The following is a 17,299-nucleotide window of genomic DNA, read 5'->3' as shown; positions in this document are numbered from 1 at the left end:
AGGTGTTGGAATAGCATGACTAATGAAAAAAATAAGGTACCCTATCTAAACCGCGAATTAAGCTGGATGGATTTCAATGCACGTGTGCTGGAGGAGGCCTTTAAGAAGGATAATCCAGTCATGGAACGGCTGCGTTTTTTGGCGATTACAGCTTCCAATTTGGATGAGTTTTTTATGGTTCGTGTAGCCGGCGTCCAGGAGCAGGTGGCATCTGGCTACCAGACACCGGATGCCTCCGGGCTTTCTCCGAAGGAGCTGCTCCCGCTGCTAACGGAAAAAATTAAAAGCTTCTCAGAAAAGCAATATTCCTGTTATACGCGCTCCTTGCTTCCCGCGCTAAAAAGGATAGGCATTTCCTTTGCGCAGCCGCAGTCTTTGGATGAGGAGCAGCAGCATTTTGTCCGCGATTATTTTGAAAAAGTTCTTTTCCCTGTGCTGACCCCTCTTGCTGTGGACCGAAGCCGCCCGTTCCCCTTTTTGGCCAATAAGAGCCTGAATATTGCTGTTCATTTGACGGATATGCAAGGCGAGTCCAAGTTTGCCGTTGTTCAGGTGCCGGGCATTTTGTCCCGGTTTATGCAGCTTCCGCCGGCGGACGGTCGGCGTTGTTGTTTTATTCTGCTGGAGGATGTGATCATTCAGCAAATCGCGGAGCTTTTTGAGCTGCACGCAATTCAGTCCTGCGCGGCTTTCCGCATCACACGCAATTCGGACCTGGACATCGACGAAGAAGCAGAGGACCTGATGGCTGCGGTTCAAAAGTCCATAAAAAAGAGGAAACGCGGTAAGCCGGTGCGCTTGGAGCTGTCTCAGCATTGCGATGCGGAAACCAAGGAATTTCTTACGGAGATGCTGGACGTGGAAGAGGAGGAAATCTATCAGCTTCCTGGTCCGCTGGATCTGACATTTCTGTCTAAATTTGCCGGTCAGCACGGCTATGAGGATTATTGCTTCAAGCCAGTTCGCCATGTGAATCCACCAGCAGATTTCTGGGGATATTCCGATATTTTTGAGGCAATCCGTGAGCGTGACCGCATGGTCCACCATCCATATGAGAGCTTTGACTGCGTCGTCAATTTTGTACGGCAGGCGGCTGAGGATCAGAATGTCCTGGCAATTAAGCAGACGCTTTACCGAGTCAGCGGCAATTCTCCCATTGTTGCGGCACTGATCAGGGCGGCGGAAAATGGGAAGCAAGTGACCGTACTTGTCGAGCTGAAGGCCCGTTTTGATGAGGAAAATAATATCCTATGGGCGAAAAAGCTGGAGCAGGCCGGCTGCCATGTCATTTACGGTTTAGCCGGGCTGAAGACACACTGCAAAATTCTTTTGGTGGTTCGACATGATGAGGACGGCATCCGCCGCTATCTTCATGTCGGTACCGGCAATTATAATGACTCAACCGCAAAGCTTTATACCGACATTGGAATGTTTACCTGCCGGGAACCCTTTGGTGCCGATGCGTCCTCTTTGTTTAATGTTCTGACGGGGTATTCCCGTCCGCCTGAATACCACAAGTTTGTCGTCGCGCCGCATGGTATGCGCAGCTTTTTCGTGCGCATGATTCGGCAGGAAGCCGCGAATGCCGCCCAATCGCTGCCCTGCGGGATTACAGCCAAGGTAAATTCCCTGGTGGATCCTGAAATTATTGCGGAGCTGTATCAGGCCTCACAGGCGGGAGTTCCGGTGCGGCTGATTGTCCGCGGCATCTGCTGCCTGGTGCCGGGCCTGCCGGGTACAAGTGAAAACATCAGCGTACACAGTATTGTCGGGCAATTCCTGGAGCACAGCCGTATTTTCCGCTTTGAAAATGCCGGAACCCCTAAAATATATATGGGCAGCGCCGACTGGATGCCCCGTAACCTGGACCGGCGTGTAGAGCTTGTTTTTCCGGTTGAGGATCCGCTCGTGAAGGAACGCGCTTTTTCCATTTTGGACTTGATGTGGAACGACAATATGAACACCCGGGTGATGCTGCCCAGTACCAGCTATGAACATATTGACCGGCGCGGAAAGCTTCCCGTTAATTGCCAGGTGGAGTTTGGCCGTCTTGCCGCTAAGGCTGTTAAGGCACTGGAAGAGGATGACGAAAATAAACCCTTTAAGCCGATCCGCAGCTCCGACCTTATCCATTCCTGAGAGGACGGGCGGAATTATATTTGGAAAGCAAAATAGCGAAGGATGTTATTAGGAGGGCTATATTATGAAAAGATTTGGAATATTGACAAGCGGAGGCGATTGCCAGGGGCTAAATGCGGCTATTCGTGGAGTGGCTAAGGCATTGTACGAAGAGTTTGATGAGGAGGTTGAAATTTATGGCATCCAGGATGGCTATCGGGGCTTAATTGAAGGAATTTACTGCAAGATGAAGCCCAATGATTTTTCGGGTATTCTGACACTGGGCGGTACGATTCTGGGCACCTCCCGCCAGCCGTTTAAGCTGATGCGTGTCGTTGCAGAGGGCCAGGTGGATAAGGTCCAGGCCATGAAGGCCAATTATAAGCGCATGAATCTGGACTGCCTCATCATTTTGGGTGGTAATGGCACACACAAAACCGCGAACCTGCTGAGCGAAGAGGGCTTGAATGTAGTGACCCTGCCCAAGACGATTGATAATGACATTTGGGGAACGGACATGACCTTTGGCTTCCATTCTGCGCTTGAAATTGCAACGAATGTGATTGATTGCATTCATACCACTGCAACCTCTCATGGACGTGTTTTCATTGTCGAGATTATGGGGCACAAGGTAGGTTGGCTGCCGCTTTATGCGGGGATTGCCGGCGGAGCGGATGTTATTTTGCTGCCGGAAATTCCCTACAACATCAAGAGCATTGCCAAAACCTTGAAGGAACGCAATAAGGCCGGCAAGCGTTTTTCTATTCTAGCCGTTGCTGAAGGAGCTATTTCGCTGGATGAGTCAAAGCTTTCCAAAAAAGAATTTAAGGCGGCACGTGCCGCTATGACACAGCCTTCAATTGCCTATCGGGTTGCGAACGAAATTGAACAGATTACCGGACAGGAGATCCGTGTTACGGTACCCGGACATTTCCAGCGCGGCGGGCAGCCCTGTGCCTACGACCGGATGCTGTCAACCCGTTTCGGCGCGGCGGCCGCCAGGCTGATTATGCAAAAAAATTATGGGAATATGGTTGCGCTGCGAAATGGCTCTATTGTTCCTGTTCCTTTGTCTGAGGTTGCCGGTAAGCTGAAAACGGTGCCGGTTAGCTGTGAGGAGATTCAAGCGGCGCGGGATATTGGCATTACCTTCGGCGACTGAACCGTTTCCCCATACCGGGAGGGCGCAGCTTGCTCAGGAAAAATGCAAAAGCCCCTATTAGGCCATTTTATGCGGCCTAATAGGGGCTTTTTTAGACACGATTGACAGAGAGACTTTGATTTGACTTTTTGAGGGGACTGTGTTATGCTATTTAGACAGCATTTAGAAGGAGTAGCTTATGGCCAGTTCGCTGAAGACAATTGCACAAAACAAAAAAGCTTTTCACGATTATTTCGTTGAAGAGTCGATGGAAGCTGGCATTGAGCTGTGCGGTACAGAGGTGAAGTCCCTGCGAAAGGGCCAATGTAATTTAAAGGATTCTTGGTGCTCCATAGTCGATGGCGAGTTATTTTTAAACGGGCTGCATATCAGCCCCTATGAACAGGGAAATATATTTAACAGAGATCCTCTGCGCGTACGCCGTCTGCTGCTGCATAAGCGTGAGATTATGCGGTTATTTGGTTTGGTGAAGCAGGATGGCTTTGCGTTGATCCCGCTTTCCTTGTATTTTAAAGACAGCAGGGTTAAGGTTCAGGTTGGATTGTGTAAGGGCAAAAAACTATACGATAAACGTGCAGATTTAGCTGAAAAGGCCGCAAAGCGAGATATAGAGCGTGCGGTCAAGACAAGAAACAGGTAACCATATTTAAATCTATATGGGGATGTAAAGGTTTCGACGGGGGTTGTGAACCTTAGTAAGCGAGTAGCGGGGCAGGGCCGCTTTAAAACCTGCAACTTTAAAATTAAACGACAACAAAACTGTTGCGTACGCAGCCTAATTAGGCTGCCGTCTTATCCGGGAACACCACGGCCCGGAATAAGGCGTCGATGAGTGGTGAACGTGAATGCAACGCCGCCTTTGCTTGCGTCATGATTTAAGAGGCTACCGTGATGCAGAACTTGCCGTTGGGTGCTGCAAAGCGGGAATTTTAAAACATCGGCTACACTCGTAGAAAGCTTTGGCAGGCGATTTTCGGACAGGAGTTCGATTCTCCTCATCTCCACCAAAAGAGGAAGCGTCGAACTCTTCTTCATCAAGAATGAGTTCGCGCTTGTGTATAGATTTGGGGATGCCCTTTAGGGCGTCCCCTTTTCGTTTTCCTGACGTCGTATTTTGCGTTTTAAGACGTTTTAAGCCCGAAGAGGTACTCGTCTACCCTTCGGGCTTTTTTGTGGCTTAAAACGGCTTTTAGGGCATTCTGAAGAGGATGTGGGAGCACAACCAGCAATCTCGCTTCGCTCGATGCGGAATTAGATTCCGAGTACACGGTGGGGAGGGCATGCGTTACGGTGGTTTTTTGCATGTCACAACTTTTTGGCACAACTTTGTTGTGCCAGACATTTCCCGCAATTTCTCGGGGTTCGCGGGCGATTCGCAAAAAGGGTGGCACAACATTGAAAAAAAGTTGTGCCAGACATTTCTCGCATGTTCTCGGGGTTCCAACTTGATTGGCACAACAACACAACTTTTTTTAACCCTTACGTACGCGAGAAAAAATAAATATATAGCCTTTCATGTGCATATAGGTCATATAAATAAGACTTGAAAAATGTTGTGCAAGTTGTGCCAACCGCCCCGCAGTATCGAGAATATGCGGGAAAACCCCGGCACAACATGGTTTTGCAGTTTGTGCCACGGTTTGTGCAATCGAGCTGGAGCACCGATGGTTGTCGAAAAAAAGCCGGCACAACAAAGTTGTGCCAAAGTTTCGAGCTTCGACAATCCACCCTTTTCTTCTGTACGACGATTTTTGAGACGAGCAATTTTTTTGTCGGCGTTTCCGCTCATTTATGGCGGGAAACAGCGTCGGACAAGCCCCTGACCTGCAATTATATGACGTTTACTATTGCTTTCCGTCATTTCATGTTGTATAATATTCATATATTCGCGACATGATTGCCGATGGATAGCGGCCGGGAAATACCGACGTAAGCCTATCTGAGACCGAGCCTTAGGCTCGGGAGGAAGCCGATGAGGGTCCGCCCTCGAAACTGCATCGGTCTGACGAGCCGATACGGGATGGCAACAGCGTCTACCCGTCCGAATAGGACGGAAATCGCACGAACGTGACGAGCGGCGAATCAGATTTCAGCTTGATTGCTGGATTCTGGTTCGCCGCTTTTTTGCGTTTATAGGCAGGAAAAAGGAGGTTGCTTTATGGCAAATGCAAAACAGAAGAAGGGGTTCACGAAGAAGATTCTCGGCGGGAGCGAGCTGACGATGGAGGAATACGCGGCCTACATCACGGCTCTGAAGGCGAAGCCGTTCCTGACGAGTGCCGAGGCGTCGACCCTGTTCGAAATAGGAATCGGGCGCGTGCGTTCGCTGATGAAGGCCGATGACGCGGACTTCGTAGTGATGACTGACACGATTCGAAGTCGCCGTATTCACCGCGAGACGTTCGAGAAATATCTGGTGTCTCACGGGATTCATTAAGGAGGTGAGGTTATGAGGCAAAAAGAAAACCGCCCCGGCGCTGGCGACGCTTACGGGACGGTACCTAACAACTGTATAAATGATATCACAGATATGTGCGAAAGTCAATCCATAGCGTACGACGACCTGCTTGAGGCCGTGACGCTGGCGTATCTGTCGGATATCGACACAGATTTGTCGCCTGATTTCTCGACCGTCAAGGTCGAGTTGCTTGAAATTACAAATGATTGCATCGAGAAGTACAACTTGGGACGTCCGGATGAGAACGTGCCCCCGACCGCTAAGAAGAGCGAGCGTTATCCCGATGCGAAGAAACCGGAGGCGCGCTATCGCCGCCTGACGGCGCTCCACCCTTTGCAGATTGCGATTCTGATTAGGGAGTTGCACCACGGCGTGGGCATTCTTTGGAACAAGGCCGAGAACGAGGGGAACTTCGATATCGGAATCTACCAGACCGACGGCGAGAACGAGGGATGCTACGACACCCGAGACGAGACTCTGGAGCGCCTGATTCGCTCGTACGACAAAACGATGTCCTTGCGAGGCGTGGACGAGACGGTCGCAATCCTGCGTTCCATCTGCAAGCGGGTCGAGCGCTGTTCCGACCGTGATTTGATTCCGGTCAACAACGGAATCTTCGACTATGGGAGCAAGGTGCTCCTCGGTTTCGACCCGGAGTACGTGTTCACGAGCAAGTCGAAGGTCGATTTCGTCCCGAATGCCCAGAATCCGGTCATCCACAACGATGACGACGGTACGGATTGGGATGTGGTCTCGTGGATGAACGAGCTTTCGGACGACCCTGAAGTCGTCGACCTGCTCTGGGAGGTCATGGGCGCGACGATTCGCCCCGCAGTGAGCTGGAACAAGACCGCATGGTTCTACTCCACGTCGGGCAACAACGGCAAGGGAACGCTGTGTACCCTGATTCGCAATCTCTGCGGTCGAGGGACTTGGGCCTCGGTACCCCTGAAGGCGTTCTCCCAGCAGTTCATGCTGGAACCCCTCTGCCGTGTTTCCGCGATTATCACCGACGAGAACGACACGGGCACCTTCGTTGACGATGCGGCGGCGCTCAAGTCGGTAATCACGCATGACCCGTTCCAGATAAACCGCAAGTTCAAGGACCCGAGGACGCTCATGTTCCATGGGTTCATGATTCAGTGCGTGAACGAGTTCCCGAAGCTCAAGGACAAGTCGGAATCCATGTACAGGCGATTGCTCGTGATTCCGTTCGAGAAGCGATTCGAAGGACATGAGCGCAAGTACATCAAGAACGACTACCTGCATCGCAGGGAGGTCCTTGAGTACGTGCTCTACCGCCTGCTCTACGAGACGGACTATTACGAGTTGACCATCCCCCAGACCTGTAAGGACATGCTGGCGGATTTCAAGACGTACAACGACCCGATTCGCCAGTTCTGCGAGGAGGTCCTTCCCGCCGTTTCGTGGGATTTGCTCCCGTGGGATTTCGCCTACGAGCTGTACTGCGCGTGGATGCAGAAGAACCAGCCTTCGGGCCGCCCCATCGGCAAGTACGGATTCAAGAAGGATTTGGCCGCCCTTCTCGCGCTCTGGCCTGAATGGTCGTGTACGGAGAACGCGGTGCGCTCGCAGGGGCACATGGATTGCGCGGAGCCTTTGATTCTCAAATACGAGCTTCGCAATTGGATGAATCACGACTACCGGGGAAGCGACAAGATGCGTCTGGCGCAGCCCGAGGTGAAGGAACGCTATCGCGGATTGCTTCGCGATAAGACGGCGGCGGTTCCGGCATACATGGTGTCCGGAGAAACGACCGCCAATGAAATGGAAAGCGAATAAGGAGGTAAAGGATATGAGTTACAGATGGGAAAGCGAGAAGATTGCCCAGTGGCGCCTTAAAGCACGCCACGGTGGCCTCGATGAGAACGAGCGGCTGCTTTACGAGGACTATCTTCAGTCGTGCGCCCTCGCCGAGGCGGACGTCAACGCCTCCAAGGCGAGGTCCATGGGGAGGTTGTCGGAGAGGCAGTTGAAGAAGGGTGCGATTCGGCGCGGCGTCATATCGCTGGCGCTCGTGGCCCTGATTGGGATGTACGCCATGACGGGATGCAAGCTGTCGGAATCGATTCTGCTGGTCCCGTACGCGACGTACGAAATCAACTACAAGTTGACGGGCGAGCTGCCCGACACGAACAAGGCGTGGTCCAACATCGCGAACACGACGAAACTGCTGTCTGGCGGCGGAGGTTCTTGGGACTTGGGGAGCTTCATCCAAAACGGGCGTGCTTCAATCGCGATGCTCGATTCCGGGCAGGTTCCGCCGGACCAGTGCTTTTTCGACGAGGTGGTGAGCGGTCTTCGTGGCACGTCCGACATGACCGAGGTGCGCCGTCATATTTGGAGCAACGAGGCGCTGTGGAACTTCGCGGTCTATTTGAAGCAGAAGGAAGACCCGTCATACGACCCCGGTCCGTACGTCCCGTATGACGGGAACGGACATGACGGTCGTCAGACAATCGAAGACCTCGGTGCGAGCAATTAAGGAGGTGCGAGAGATGAGTCAGATTTACAAGGCAAAGAAGAAGGTTGTCGACAATGCGAACGTCGACGTTCTAAGTGACGGTGAGCTTTCCTGTCTCCGCACGAAGGCGGACGAGGGGACGCTCACGGCGGAGGAACGGGAGCTTTACGAGCGGCACCTCAAGGCGATGGAAAAGCTGATTCCCGAGCGCTCGATGCCCGGCAAGTCTGGGGTCGATGTCCTCGGACTCAGGGTCGCGAAGGCGCTGATTACCGTCGCTTTGGTGATGCTCGCCCTGCCCTTCGTCATCGGCGCGATTCAGCTTTGGATGTAGCGCGAAAGACGGCAGGAGCGAGGAGACAGATTCAGATTGATAAGGAGTGATTGATTATGGCTATCAAGAGATTCGATGACATAGACAAGAAGGCGCGTGAGCTTGAGGCTCAGGCGAAGAAGTTGCGCCGCGAGAAGCAGGCTGCGAAGACCAAGGCGTACGCCGACGCCCTCGTGGCGGTCTTCCCCGAAGTGAAGGAAATGGGTTCCGCCGAAGAGGTGCTCGCGTTCGTCAAGACGCTGCGCAGGGACGCCGGACATGGAAACGGCGGAAATCCTTCCGATGGTGACCCGAGCGCAGTCGTGCGCGAACCTGCGGGCGACGCCGATTCTTCGGACGGCGACCGCGGTTCTCTCGGCGTCGAGGGGTTCAACCCCGAGCGCCGTCCCTTCGATTAAAACACGCCGGAGGTTCGGACATGGGGAGTCGTCCCCGTGTCCGACATTCGGTCGCGTGTTTCTGTCGGACAGAACATGTTGAATCAGAAGGGACAGATTCGGGGGTTCGAAGGGGGCGGCTTCGCCGTCCCCTCGCAAGCTGACCATGGCGGGAAAAATGCGATATTCGCATTTTGTACGTACATGGTCAATGCTTGCTCCCTTCCCCGTTTCGCAGATTGCAGCAAAGTGCGACGAGAAATGCACATCGCATTTGGATTGCGAACAAGGAGGTGTTTTGCATGGCAAAAGAAGTTGAAAAAAGAAGCGGCAAGGCGACCCGCCAGCGCTACAAGAAGGACCGTCGCGAGACGGTTATTCAGGTGCGCATGAACGCCGAGGAGCTTGCCCTTCTGGATGGGAAGAGAGGCGGACGCACGCGCTCGAATTATCTGCGTGGCGCGCTGTACGGTTCCGCCGGTTCCCACACGGAGCACGAGGTCGTTGCGGACACTCCGCAGCTCGACCGGATGCTGATGGAATTGAACCGAATCGGCGTGAACATCAACCAGATTGCACGGGCCTTCAACGCCCGCGTGAAAGGGATGGGCATGCTTGAGGAAATCAAGATGGAGCCGGACAAGAAGGCGTTCGAAAGCCTGATGGAATCCATCGAAGGATTGTCGGACGAGGTCAAGGAACTTCGAGCCGATTTGCATGGCGGAATCACGGGAGGTGATGTCTGATGTCGACGACGTATGTGCAGGCATTGCCCGACGTGCGGGGGCGCATGTCGTACACCGAGTTCGGAGAGGGAAAGCGCAGACGCGACCACCTGCAAAACGGGACGGACCGCATCGCCGCCCAGATGGGCGACATGCCCTCCCGAGGTGAGTTCATCGCGTACTGCAACGGGCTTCATGCCGTCCATCCGAACATGGTCAACGAGGGTTACGAGCTTCGCGTCTCATGGGCGCTCGACGAGTTGAATCCGGGCAATCCCGACGATGTGCAGAGGGGCATGGAGCACGCCTACCTGCTCTGCCATAGACTCGCCCCCGACTCCCCGTGTTGGGTGACCATGCACGTGGACGGCGAGGGCGGATGCGTCCACGCCCACGCGACAATCGCGAACCACGATTGCCGCACCGGGCAGGTCATCAACAAGGACGACACGAGCCTGTTCGCCCCGCGCGTGCAGGCGGTGAACGACGAGCTGAGCCGCGAGTGGGGTCTGTCCGTGATAGGAGCGGACAAGGACAAGTCGACATGGGCGGAGAAACGGGACTCGTTCGAGCACGATTCCTTCGACCGCCATCTCGGCGATGCGGTGGCAAAAGCAAGGGACGACGCCAGCGATATTGATGATTTCAAGCAGCGTCTTGCGTTCGCTGGAGTGACCCTCAATGAGACATCGAAAATCGACAAGAAGACGGGCGAGAAGTCCGTCGGATGGTCTTACAGGATGCGGGACGAATGGGGTCCGAAGCGTAGGACCCGAAAGCGCCGCGCCTCCAACCTCGCAGACGACCTGACGAAGGAAGGCGTCGAGCGGTTCTTCGAGGAGAAGCAGGGACAGCAGACCCGTGAGGCATTGGAGACATCTCCAGTTCCGAAGCAGGATTCCCAGATGGTCGGCATGGAGGATACGCAGCAGGATTCCCCGGCCCAGCATGATTCCGACATGTACGAACCGAGCGAGTCCGACGTGAGGGACATGGCCTCCGATTTGAAGAGCGTGTACGCCCGCCGCAGGAAGAGCGAGGGCATGCATATCGCCGGGGAGCAGTACGATGCGCTCGCGAATGCAGAGAACGACCCGGAAGACGCCCTCGCCCAGCTCCGCGCCGATGTGGAACGCGCCCGCAGGGAGTTCCACGATTCCAAGGAGGCACGGGACGCCCTGAAGGGAGCCTGCCCGAGCCTCGCGATGGGATTCGGGCTGTACACGCTGGCGAGCAGGACCGGGACCGACCCCGTCTCCCGCATGATGTCGGATATGATGGCCCGGATGTTCCGCATGATGATGCTCCAGTTCATGGAGGACCAGCGCCGCAGGATGCAGGAGGACGCCGAGCGTCGTCTCTACGAATCGCGCGGCAACATGTGGGACGCCGAGAAGCGCCTGAAGGCCGCCGAGGAGGCTCTGGACAACGAGGCCGCCCGCACCGTCAAGCATCGCGGCGTCACGCCGAAGATGCAGCAGACGGCCGAGGCGACGGAGCGCGTGCGCGACGAGGACAAGTACCTCGGGGAGTAAAAAAATGGCGGCTCCCTTGCGGGAACCGTCATTCTCAGTGAATCTCGGGGGCGGGCACGCAGTCCCAGCCTGTACCGAAGTGGGTGATTCCCCAGACGTACAGGTCGAGTTCCTCGTCATGGAACACCGGCTCGTCCGTGTGCTCCATCAGGAAGTCGGGGTAGCTGATGATGTACCACTGGAATATCTCGTCCCATGGTGCGAAATCCCCGCTCACGAGTTTCAGCGGACGATGCGCCATCTCGTTGGCGAGGACCATCCCGCCGACCGTCTTGGCCAAATCCGCATAGGTCTCGATGCCGTAGCCGTTCATCTCTCGTCTCCCTTTCTTTCGGGCCTTCTCCTTCACGCGCCGACCCGATGCCGAAGGCATATCGACGGTCGAGAGCGCGGGTGGGCTTGGAAAAGACCTTTCAAGGGTCTCTCCCCGAAAGAGGCGGAAACGTCGAAAAATCGACTTCGGCTCGTCTATGGGACGATTCCCGAAAATCGTTCCGAAGAGGTTCAGGAGACGATGGAACGGTGGGCTTCGGAAAGCCCCTCGAAGGGTCTTGCATGGAACCCTTCGAGGGACCATATGACTGTAACTAAATACGTAAATGAGTAATTGATTAAATACATATGAGGTGAGAGATATGAAGACGATTTTGGTTTGCAATCAGAAGGGCGGCGTCGGGAAGTCCCTCGTCGCCGACGAGATTGCGTTCTCGTTCGAGCGCTCGGGAATCCCGATGAGCTTCTACGACTTGGACGCGCAGGGCGGGACCCTGCACAAGACCCGCGAGGTCGACGGTGCTGAGGTCGCCGTGGTGGACACGCCGGGGGCGTTGCAGGAGGCGCTTGCCGACTGGCTCAAGGAGGCCGACGTCGTGGTCATCCCCACCCGCACCACATCCCGCGACATCGAGCCGCTGATGCGCATGCGCAAGGCGGTGTTCAAGCACAGCCGCGCGAAAATCGTGTATGTCATGAACGGCTGGAACCGCTTCAAGGCGTCCCGTGACTTCATGGAGTGGTTCGGGGGTCTCGCTGGCGACCAGACGGTGGTCACGCTTCCCCAGTCCGAGGCGTTCGTTCAGGCGGGGGCCGGTGAACAGTCCGTCGTCGAGTACGACCGCAGGGGCAAGGCTGCGAAGGCGACTCTGTCGATGGTGAACACGGTGCGGGAGATTGCGGGGTTCCCGGCTGAATAACCGCAGGTCAGAGGCATGTTGGGTCTCGACAAATGAGATAAAATGATGTATAATTGTACAAATGATTAAATGATTAAAGGAGGCTAAGCCATGGCGAACATGTTCGAGAAATACGCTGCCGACCGCGAGGCCGAGCAGAAGAAGATAGAGAAGACGGTTTCCGCCGACGCTCCCGCCGCCGACGAGAAGCGCACGACCCTCTCGCTGTCCCTGACGGTGAGCGACAAGAAGGCGCTCAAGATGATGGCGGCTGAGAAGGAAACGACGATTGCGGCAATCATCCATGAGTGGATTGCGGAGCATGTGGAAAATGCAGGGAGGTGAAAAAAATGGAGGATGACGGTCGCATCGTATGCACGAGGGGGCTAATCGAACACATAGAGAATAGGCGGAGTCCAGATAATCCGACTTCTCCCCTTTTTTGGTATAACCGCCTGAACGAACTCGGGAAACAAGCCCAGACTGAGAGACTTGTGTATGAGGCAGTTAGTTCATTTAACGTAGTTGACCCGTATCGTTTGATACTGAAACTTGTGGCAAAAAAATATCTCACTCGCGAAATATGCGAAATCGCGGTACGCAAAAATGGTTTAAATTTGGAATATGTACCAGAGAATCTTCGAGATGAAGATATGTCTTTTGCGGCCGTAAGCAATAACGGCGACGCTTTGCGCAGTGTTCCGGATTCGATTTTGTGCGGTGAGAAGGGCTATGAGTTATGCTGTGTAGCCGTTCGCAATAGCGCTAAGGGTAATGCTGTTGAGTATGTACCCAGAGGTTTAATGAAAGCGGAAAAGGGGAAATTTATCTGCAATGCTGCCGTTCGAGCAAATGGTTATGCGATTAAATGGGTCCCAAGGAAGTTTTTGAGCAAAGAGCTTGTGCAGAGCGCCGTTGAGGCACCTGTTCCTGAGCGCCAAAACTTGTGGTATGAATCGATATTATCTCTGATTCCAGAAAAATATATATCCAAAGAGGTTGTTGCGACATCGGTACGACGTTGGCCGAAGAGCATTGAGGATGCTCCTATTGAGTGCATCACCCCCGAACTCTGTATCGAATTAGTTGAAAATGACCCCATGAATTTGAAATATATTCCTTTGAATATGATGAATCGGGGGCTTATTGATAATGCTCTGAAGAGAAATCCAAGAGCAATATTATGCCTGCCCAAAGAAAAGCTGACAAAAAAGCGTTGTCTTGATGCGTTTCGAAGGGACCCCACAATTCCCATCGATGGATTTCCAGATTCTATTTTCAATTACTTGGAAAAGAATATGGACGCATTTATTGGATATGAGCCTATAGAGCTTCGAACGCCTGATTCTAGCGTAAATAGCAGTTTGATTGCCCAAAATGATGATGCTAATTCGCGAAGTCATGATTTGACGGTTTTAGACGATTCTGTAAAAACAATTCATTACATCACAGATGTTCATTAGAACATCAACTTGCTAAACGACCACTTGATGTATGCAATATGTCCATTTATGAAATAAAACGTCGTACCGCGGAAAAGATTAGCGAGCTAATGGCTTCTGTTTCTGATTCCGATGCGAGAGGATTATTGCTCATAGGCGGGGATGTGGCAGATAGTATTGCATTGGAAAAGCTCTTTTATGAGCAATTATCCTCATGGGATGGATGGCGAGGAAGAATTATCTCCGTCCTTGGAAATCATGAACTCTGGGACGGTGACCCAACAGGGTGTAAACCTGCACGCCCGTTGGACGATATTGTTGACGACTATCGTCAAGCCGTATCGGAGTACGCCACTATATTGGAAAATGAATTGTTTCTTATCTACAAAGGTCAAACTAAAATCATTTTAGATGAGCAAACAATCTTGAATACCGATACTGAAGAGCTTCGCAATGTATGTTTGAATTCCACATTCCTGTTGCTTGGGGGCATAGGATTCTCCGGGCTGAACCCTATTTACAATGCAGAAATGGGTCTTTATCGTGCTGCGGTATCGCCGGAAGAGGATTTTGCACGCTCAGAACGATTCCGAACTGTGTATGAAAAAGTTTTGGCAAGTGCGAAAGAACTTCCTGTTGTCGTATTGACTCATACCCAGATGGAAGATTGGTCAAATGAACGCTATAACCCCAAATGGGTTTACGTGAACGGACATACTCATCAAAACAAACTACTGCTTGATGCTGTCGGAACTGCTGTTTTTGCAGATAATCAGGTGGGCTACAAGCCGAAAACTTGGCATCTTAATAGTTTTAGCGTTGATATGCGTAGATATGACCCATTTAATGATTACCCCGATGGCGTTCACGAAATATCACGTGAGCAATACATAGAATTCAATCGATGCCAAGGCATTATGATGCAGGGCATGAAATATCCCGGCAATTTGTATGCGATAAAACATGACGGCGTTTATATGTTTGTGATAAAAAGCGCAAGCAGCCTCTGCCTTTTAGAGGGAGGTAGGCGTCATAAGCTGAATCGTGATATTGACTACTATGATAGTCATCTTTCTCGGTATATAAAGAAGGTGCGAGATGCATTCGCACCGTATCAAAGAGCATTATCCATCATCTCAAAAGAAATACGCACCATTGGAGGTGCTGGCACGGTTCACGGCTGCATTGTTGATATTGATTGGTTCAATCATATATATCTGAATCCATTCGACGGCAAAGTCACTCCGTATTTTGCCATGGATATGACATACAAATTAGCTTATAAGGACACGAAGTCACTTCTTAAATCATCGCCTATGCCTCCGCAACTTTCTAATGGGAATTCTTTACTTGCGCGTTATTCGTCTGCGCTAGATGATGGGCTTATTCCCATACTGTCGCGCAATTCGAACGAGAAGTGGGAACTTGCCGTTGTTCCAGAAATTGTTTTAGATAGGTCGATGTACGAGCCATCCCGTATCATGCGTTCAATTCAATATATTTTTGACCAAAATGTATTGCGGGTATGGAATGACAAGATTCTTTCTATCGACAGTGGGATGGAATTGCCGGCGTCATCAACGAAATTGATTGAGCGATAAGGCGTATTCAGAAAGCCCGTCGCTCCTATGGACGGCGGGCATTCTTTTGAATTGACTAATTGTATAATTGATTAAATAAGTAATTTGGAGGTGATTCGTTTGGCGAGAAAGAAGACGAAACTCAACGACAACAACCTCGCCATCGCGTACTACCGCTACTCCTCCCACTCGCAGAACGAGGCGAGCATCGAACAGCAGCGCGAGCTTGCCCACGAATGGGCGGACGCGCACGGGCTGAAAATCGTCCGAGAGTACGAGGACGCGGCCATATCCGGCACGAAGGAAGACCGTCCGGGATTCCAGCTGATGCTGTCGGAGGTCGCAAAAATCCGTCCGAACACCCTCATCGCGTGGAAGACCGACCGTCTGGGTCGCGATAAGTACGTGCTGGCGATGGCGAAGAAGAAGATTCGCGACGCGGGGTGCGAGATACACCTGCTGGCGGAGAACATCCCGACGGACACCGCCGAGGGAATCCTCATCGAGGGGCTGATGGAGGCTCTGGCGGAGTATTACAGCCGGAACCTGTCCGTGCACATCCAACGAGGGATGGACTTCAACGCCGAGCACGCGAACTTCAACGGCCACAAGGTGTTCGGCTTCAAGACGGAGAAGGTGGACAAGAAGCGCAAGTACGTCATAGACCCCGATACCGCGCCGTTCGTGCAGTTGATGTTCGCGAAGTACGCCGAAGGAGAACCCATGCAGTCCATCTGCGACGAGTTCAACGAGGCCGGTCTGCGTACGTCGAGGGGCAACCCCTTCGGTGTGAAGACGATGCACAGGATGCTCAAGAACCGCGCGTACATCGGCGAGTACAGGCACGGCGAGTTCGTCGTTCCCGGCGGGATGCCCGCTCTGGTCGACGGGGAGACGTTCGACAGGGCGCAGAAGCGCCTCGCCGAGAACAAGCGCAAGGGTTCCCAGAGGGCGCGAGGAATGGACGAGGATGGCGCTCCTCGCTACTGGCTGACCGGGAAGCTGTACTGCGGCGAGTGCGGGGAGACGATGCAGGGTGTCTCGGGCACGAGCAAGACGGGGCGCACGTATTACTACTACTATTGCTCCGCCCAGCGGAAGAAGCTGTGCGCGAAGAAGAAGGTCAAGAAGGACTGGATTGAGGACCTCGTGACCGACGTCCTGAGGTACATCATCGACGACTCGGAGAACCTGATGTCCCTTGCGGTGGACGCCGCCGTGTACTACAAGGAGCATTACAAGGAGACGGGGTACCTCGAAGGTCTGGAGGCGAAGCGCAAGGAGGTAGAGAAGGGCATCGCGAACCTGATGAAGGCAATCGAGGGCGGTGCGCTCAGCGACACCCTCATAGAGCGCCTGAACCAGCTTGAGGCGCAGAAGGCATCCCTGAACGACGCGATACAGGCCGAGAACGTCAAGGTCTCGCTGTGCGAGGACGAGCACAGCATCAAGGCGTACTTCGAGAAGTTCCTTCACGCGGACTTCGACAACCCGGAGACGCGCGATAAGATATTGGAGTATTTCGTCGATAAGATTTATCTCTACGACGAGAAGCTGGTCGTGACCTCGTGGTATTCGGAGGATAAGACCGAAATCACGTGGGATATGCTGAAAGGAGCGGACGGCGACCCTTTTGTTAAAGGGGAAGCCGCCGAGTTCGACTGCTTCCCCTTAGGCTCCACCACAACAAACAAAACCGAACCATGTGCCGATTGGCGATGGGTTCGGTTTTGTTTTTATACTCGAAAAGTGAACTGTATTATACTAGGAGAAGCTGTAAGCACGTTAAGCTTACGGCTTCTTTTTAGCTTGTCTAATTGGAAGAAATCCTGTAAAATAGCAGTAGGATTACTTTAGAAATGGAGTATTAAGATGGAGAGAGCCGAATCCAATAGCTTTGAAAAGAAAATC

At 53.0% G+C, this 17,299-nt stretch carries 16 protein-coding genes and 1 other RNA gene; 16 read left to right on the top strand and 1 reads right to left on the bottom strand.

Going from position 1 to position 17,299, the window contains the following annotated elements; genetic code table 11:
- The first annotated feature begins 15 nt into the window (after positions 1 to 15).
- The 11 genes from DPQ25_RS00085 (at position 16) to DPQ25_RS00035 (ending at position 11,194) form a co-directional block, all read left to right on the top strand.
- Positions 16 to 2,139, top strand: a complete 2,124-nt coding sequence (locus DPQ25_RS00085) for an RNA degradosome polyphosphate kinase (RefSeq protein ID WP_112331155.1) — start codon at positions 16 to 18, stop codon at positions 2,137 to 2,139.
- 64 nt (positions 2,140 to 2,203) lie between these two features.
- Positions 2,204 to 3,280: a 6-phosphofructokinase gene (locus tag DPQ25_RS00080; RefSeq protein WP_112331154.1), complete on the top strand. Its 1,077-nt coding sequence runs from the start codon at positions 2,204 to 2,206 to the stop codon at positions 3,278 to 3,280.
- A 178-nt stretch (positions 3,281 to 3,458) separates the two neighbouring features.
- A complete protein-coding gene (gene smpB, locus DPQ25_RS00075) occupies positions 3,459 to 3,920 on the top strand; it encodes an SsrA-binding protein SmpB (protein ID WP_112331153.1) in 462 nt (153 codons plus the stop codon).
- An 18-nt stretch (positions 3,921 to 3,938) separates the two neighbouring features.
- Positions 3,939 to 4,287, top strand: a transfer-messenger RNA (tmRNA) gene (gene ssrA / locus DPQ25_RS00070).
- 1,151 nt (positions 4,288 to 5,438) lie between these two features.
- Positions 5,439 to 5,717 carry an excisionase gene (locus DPQ25_RS00065; RefSeq protein ID WP_009270622.1) on the top strand — a complete coding sequence of 93 codons (279 nt, stop codon included), beginning with the start codon at positions 5,439 to 5,441 and terminating at the stop codon, positions 5,715 to 5,717.
- A 12-nt stretch (positions 5,718 to 5,729) separates the two neighbouring features.
- A complete protein-coding gene (locus DPQ25_RS00060; RefSeq protein ID WP_112331152.1) occupies positions 5,730 to 7,541 on the top strand; it encodes a DNA primase family protein in 1,812 nt (603 codons plus the stop codon).
- 13 nt (positions 7,542 to 7,554) lie between these two features.
- Positions 7,555 to 8,244 (top strand): hypothetical protein, encoded by a 690-nt coding sequence (locus tag DPQ25_RS00055; protein ID WP_177576766.1) that lies wholly within the window; start codon positions 7,555 to 7,557, stop codon positions 8,242 to 8,244.
- Between the two features lie 13 nt (positions 8,245 to 8,257).
- Positions 8,258 to 8,557, top strand: a complete 300-nt coding sequence (locus DPQ25_RS00050) for a hypothetical protein (RefSeq protein ID WP_112331151.1) — start codon at positions 8,258 to 8,260, stop codon at positions 8,555 to 8,557.
- Between the two features lie 56 nt (positions 8,558 to 8,613).
- Complete coding sequence (locus tag DPQ25_RS00045) at positions 8,614 to 8,955, top strand: hypothetical protein (RefSeq protein WP_065532251.1); 342 nt, start codon at positions 8,614 to 8,616, stop codon at positions 8,953 to 8,955.
- Between the two features lie 281 nt (positions 8,956 to 9,236).
- On the top strand, positions 9,237 to 9,680 hold the full coding sequence (mobC, locus tag DPQ25_RS00040; RefSeq protein WP_112331150.1) for a plasmid mobilization relaxosome protein MobC: 444 nt from the start codon (positions 9,237 to 9,239) through the stop codon (positions 9,678 to 9,680).
- Positions 9,680 to 11,194, top strand: coding sequence for a relaxase family protein (locus tag DPQ25_RS00035; RefSeq protein WP_112331149.1), 1,515 nt, complete (start codon positions 9,680 to 9,682; stop codon positions 11,192 to 11,194). Before mobC ends, DPQ25_RS00035 begins: the two co-directional genes overlap by 1 nt.
- A 34-nt stretch (positions 11,195 to 11,228) precedes the next feature.
- On the opposite strand, the gene DPQ25_RS00030 is transcribed toward DPQ25_RS00035, so the two are convergent.
- Positions 11,229 to 11,507: a hypothetical protein gene (locus tag DPQ25_RS00030; protein ID WP_112331148.1), complete on the bottom strand. Its 279-nt coding sequence runs from the start codon at positions 11,505 to 11,507 to the stop codon at positions 11,229 to 11,231.
- 322 nt (positions 11,508 to 11,829) lie between these two features.
- On the opposite strand from DPQ25_RS00030, the gene DPQ25_RS00025 reads away from it, so the two are divergent.
- The 5 genes from DPQ25_RS00025 to DPQ25_RS00005 all read left to right on the top strand — a co-directional run bounded on the left by DPQ25_RS00025 (position 11,830) and on the right by DPQ25_RS00005 (position 17,245).
- Positions 11,830 to 12,387, top strand: a complete 558-nt coding sequence (locus DPQ25_RS00025; RefSeq protein ID WP_112331147.1) for a ParA family protein — start codon at positions 11,830 to 11,832, stop codon at positions 12,385 to 12,387.
- Between the two features lie 90 nt (positions 12,388 to 12,477).
- Positions 12,478 to 12,711, top strand: coding sequence for a hypothetical protein (locus tag DPQ25_RS00020; protein ID WP_112331146.1), 234 nt, complete (start codon positions 12,478 to 12,480; stop codon positions 12,709 to 12,711).
- Between the two features lie 5 nt (positions 12,712 to 12,716).
- A complete protein-coding gene (locus DPQ25_RS14890) occupies positions 12,717 to 13,829 on the top strand; it encodes a DUF4116 domain-containing protein (protein WP_207657283.1) in 1,113 nt (370 codons plus the stop codon).
- Between the two features lie 38 nt (positions 13,830 to 13,867).
- Positions 13,868 to 15,409, top strand: coding sequence for a metallophosphoesterase (locus tag DPQ25_RS14885; protein WP_207657282.1), 1,542 nt, complete (start codon positions 13,868 to 13,870; stop codon positions 15,407 to 15,409).
- Between the two features lie 90 nt (positions 15,410 to 15,499).
- Positions 15,500 to 17,245 (top strand): recombinase family protein, encoded by a 1,746-nt coding sequence (locus DPQ25_RS00005; protein WP_242978221.1) that lies wholly within the window; start codon positions 15,500 to 15,502, stop codon positions 17,243 to 17,245.
- Positions 17,246 to 17,299: the final 54 nt, after the last annotated feature.

It is taken from the genome of Hydrogeniiclostridium mannosilyticum, from assembly GCF_003268275.1.
Lineage (GTDB): Bacteria > Bacillota > Clostridia > Oscillospirales > Acutalibacteraceae > Hydrogeniiclostridium > Hydrogeniiclostridium mannosilyticum.
Note: the sequence above shows the minus strand (reverse complement) of the source record. Positions and strands in the feature narration are given on the sequence as shown.

What these genes read in the sequence shown, in the direction of transcription:
- DPQ25_RS00055 (WP_177576766.1), top strand. Translation starts at nt 7,555, where the DNA reads ATGAGTTACAGATGGGAAAGCGAGAAGATTGCCCAGTGGCGCCTTAAA.
- DPQ25_RS00050 (WP_112331151.1), top strand. Translation starts at nt 8,258, where the DNA reads ATGAGTCAGATTTACAAGGCAAAGAAGAAGGTTGTCGACAATGCGAAC.
- DPQ25_RS00025 (WP_112331147.1), top strand. Translation starts at nt 11,830, where the DNA reads ATGAAGACGATTTTGGTTTGCAATCAGAAGGGCGGCGTCGGGAAGTCC.
- DPQ25_RS00065 (WP_009270622.1), top strand. Translation starts at nt 5,439, where the DNA reads ATGGCAAATGCAAAACAGAAGAAGGGGTTCACGAAGAAGATTCTCGGC.
- DPQ25_RS00030 (WP_112331148.1), bottom strand. Translation starts at nt 11,507, where the DNA reads ATGAACGGCTACGGCATCGAGACCTATGCGGATTTGGCCAAGACGGTC.
- smpB (WP_112331153.1), top strand. Translation starts at nt 3,459, where the DNA reads ATGGCCAGTTCGCTGAAGACAATTGCACAAAACAAAAAAGCTTTTCAC.
- DPQ25_RS00045 (WP_065532251.1), top strand. Translation starts at nt 8,614, where the DNA reads ATGGCTATCAAGAGATTCGATGACATAGACAAGAAGGCGCGTGAGCTT.
- DPQ25_RS00085 (WP_112331155.1), top strand. Translation starts at nt 16, where the DNA reads ATGACTAATGAAAAAAATAAGGTACCCTATCTAAACCGCGAATTAAGC.
- DPQ25_RS14885 (WP_207657282.1), top strand. Translation starts at nt 13,868, where the DNA reads ATGTCCATTTATGAAATAAAACGTCGTACCGCGGAAAAGATTAGCGAG.
- DPQ25_RS00060 (WP_112331152.1), top strand. Translation starts at nt 5,730, where the DNA reads ATGAGGCAAAAAGAAAACCGCCCCGGCGCTGGCGACGCTTACGGGACG.
- DPQ25_RS14890 (WP_207657283.1), top strand. Translation starts at nt 12,717, where the DNA reads ATGGAGGATGACGGTCGCATCGTATGCACGAGGGGGCTAATCGAACAC.
- DPQ25_RS00020 (WP_112331146.1), top strand. Translation starts at nt 12,478, where the DNA reads ATGGCGAACATGTTCGAGAAATACGCTGCCGACCGCGAGGCCGAGCAG.
- DPQ25_RS00035 (WP_112331149.1), top strand. Translation starts at nt 9,680, where the DNA reads ATGTCGACGACGTATGTGCAGGCATTGCCCGACGTGCGGGGGCGCATG.
- DPQ25_RS00080 (WP_112331154.1), top strand. Translation starts at nt 2,204, where the DNA reads ATGAAAAGATTTGGAATATTGACAAGCGGAGGCGATTGCCAGGGGCTA.
- mobC (WP_112331150.1), top strand. Translation starts at nt 9,237, where the DNA reads ATGGCAAAAGAAGTTGAAAAAAGAAGCGGCAAGGCGACCCGCCAGCGC.